The organism is Alicyclobacillus mali NBRC 102425 (assembly GCF_001570745.1).
Taxonomy (GTDB): Bacteria; Bacillota; Bacilli; order Alicyclobacillales; family Alicyclobacillaceae; genus Alicyclobacillus; species Alicyclobacillus mali.
The window spans coordinates 1-2,583 of the sequence record NZ_BCSG01000026.1 but is presented as its reverse complement, the minus strand read 5'-3'; the positions used below and the strand labels follow the sequence as shown (position 1 = coordinate 2,583).

At 59.6% G+C, this 2,583-nt stretch carries 1 protein-coding gene and 1 pseudogene; both read left to right on the top strand.

Annotated elements, in window-relative coordinates; genetic code table 11:
* Window positions 1–434: 434 nt before the first annotated feature.
* Window positions 435–1,913: an aldehyde dehydrogenase family protein gene (locus AMA01_RS09690; RefSeq protein ID WP_067850425.1), complete on the top strand. Its 1,479-nt coding sequence runs from the start codon at window positions 435–437 to the stop codon at window positions 1,911–1,913.
* A 143-nt stretch (window positions 1,914–2,056) separates the two neighbouring features.
* Window positions 2,057–2,583 (top strand): annotated as a pseudogene (locus AMA01_RS14085) (exosporium glycoprotein BclB-related protein); the annotation flags it as partial.

Sequence of the window (2,583 nt, the reverse complement as noted above, 5' to 3'; positions counted from 1 at the left end):
GTGTGCAGATTCCTTGATGCGCCCCGCCGCGGCGTCGGAATGACCGCAGTCTCTGGGCGTGATCGCTTTCATGCCCATGCATGAGGCCATAGATGGGCCACCATACGCCCCATGATGCCCTAAGGAGATCACCCCTGTCAACCGAGATACTTCTTGGAATTGATGGACGATTTCGATCCGACTGAGATGAACGATCAGTTCACAACTTTCCATTTGCCAAGCGATGCATCCCCGCAACCTTGGACTTGCAAGAACCTCCGAGCATGAACGGACATCCTCGTTCATATCATCGAGTGGGGTCAAAAAATTGAAAGACCCACGAGCCCAATTTCAAGGGTTGAATCTTCGCAAGTCTCTTAATATGATGGAGTTGAAAGCGGTGTCCAACCGTTTTCTGATCAAGTAAGGAGGGGACATGGGGGGCAGTTCAAGAAGTGAACGCGAGCGCTCTGCATCCGGATGTCGTCGAGTTTCTGAAGGGTCCCAAAGGCTTGTTCATTGACGGCGAATTCGTTCCCTCGCTCTCTGGCAAAACGTTTAAGTCTATCAATCCCGCGACAGAAGAGGTCCTCGTGGAAGTTGCGGAGGCGGAAGCCCCCGACATCGATCGCGCGGTCAAAGCTGCTAGGCGCGCCTTTGAGTCCGGCCCGTGGTCGCGCATGAGTGCAGCGGAGCGGTCTCGGCTGCTCTACAGACTGGCGGATCTCATGGAAGAACATAAACTGCAACTCGCTCAGCTTGAAACGCTCGACAACGGAAAACCCATCCGCGAGTCCCTGAACGCAGACCTTCCTCTTGCTATCGAACATATTCGCTATTACGCCGGGTGGCCGACCAAAGTCGTGGGACAGACCATCCCGGTAACGGGAAAATACTTCAACTACACGCGCCACGAGCCCGTTGGTGTGGTGGGCCAGATCATTCCGTGGAACTTCCCGCTCCTCATGGCTTGCTGGAAAATCGGCGCCGCGCTGGCCATGGGCTGCACGGTGGTGCTTAAGCCGGCCGAGCAGACCCCGCTCTCGGCGCTCTACCTTGCCAAGTTGATTCAAGAGGCGGGATTCCCAGCGGGCGTCGTCAACGTCGTGCCAGGCTTCGGCGAGACGGCCGGACAGGCGCTCGTGGAGCACCCGGACGTCAACAAAATTGCGTTCACGGGATCGACGGAAGTAGGTAAACTCATCATGCGCAACGCGGCGGCGACCCTGAAGCGCGTCACGCTTGAGCTCGGCGGCAAGTCGCCGAACATCATCCTTCCGGATGCCGATATGAGCCGCGCCATCCCTGGCGCGTTCCTGGGTATCATGTTCAACCAGGGTCAGGTGTGCTGCGCCGGATCGCGCCTGTTCGTGCAGAAGAAAGCGTACGACAACGTCGTGGCCGATCTCGTCTCCCTGGCACAGAACATCCGCCAGGGCCCCGGACTGGATCAGGGCACGGAGATGGGCCCGCTCGTATCCGACGAACAGGAGAAGCGCGTGCTCGGCTACATCGAGAAGGGCGTGGAAGAGGGCGCCGAAGTCCTCGTGGGCGGCGGCAAGGCCACGGATCGAGGCTACTTCGTGCAGCCGACCATCTTCGCCAACGTCCGGGACGACATGACCATCGCACGCGAAGAAATTTTCGGACCGGTGGTCGCAGCGATGCCGTTTGAAGACCTGGACGAAGTCATTGCGCGCGCCAACGACACGGAATACGGCCTGGCGGCAGGCGTGTGGACGGAGAACATCCGGAACGCCCACTACATCGCAAGCAAGTTGAGAGCCGGGACTGTTTGGGTCAACTGCTACAACGTGTTTGACGCGGCGGCGCCGTTCGGCGGCTACAAGCAGTCCGGCATCGGGCGGGAAATGGGCTCGTACGCGTTGAACAACTACACCGAGGTCAAGGACGTGTGGATCAGCCTGAGTTGAGCGCGCGATGGAGACGGGCCCGGCAAACCGCCGGGCCTATTTTTGTCGCCCAAATTGGCATATGTGGACGTTTGTAGACACCAGTGCTGCCATGCTCGCCTATTGTGTGCAGAAAGAGATTCTCTTGGCGAGGAGGACGCCCGGTGTCGCAGCCTAACATTCCCAATATCAACCCGTCCATCTCTCTCACCCGGGACGACGCAGTCAACCTGCTGCTCTCGTCCATCGCGCTCGAAGAGCTGGGCCTTGGCCACCTCACGAACGCCGAGGCGGAAAAGATTCAATACGTCCTCGGCACGCTGACGGGCGCCACCGGAACTCAGCCGTCGCTCGACGATCTTCTCACACTCAATCAGTCGGTGAACACGACGCTGGACAACATCATCCGCAAGGAGCTGATCTTGGATAGCAAGCTCAGCAATGTGATGTCGCTGGCGAACGTTGGCCCCACCGGGCCCACAGGCCCCACGGGACCGACTGGACCCACAGGTCCGACGGGGCCCACCGGTCCCACTGGGGCGACAGGACCCACAGGTCCAGCAGGTGGACCTACGGGACCTACGGGACCTACGGGACCTACGGGACCTACGGGACCTACGGGACCTACAGGACCTACGGGACCTACAGGACCTACAGGACCTACGGGACCTACAGGACCGACTGGACCGAC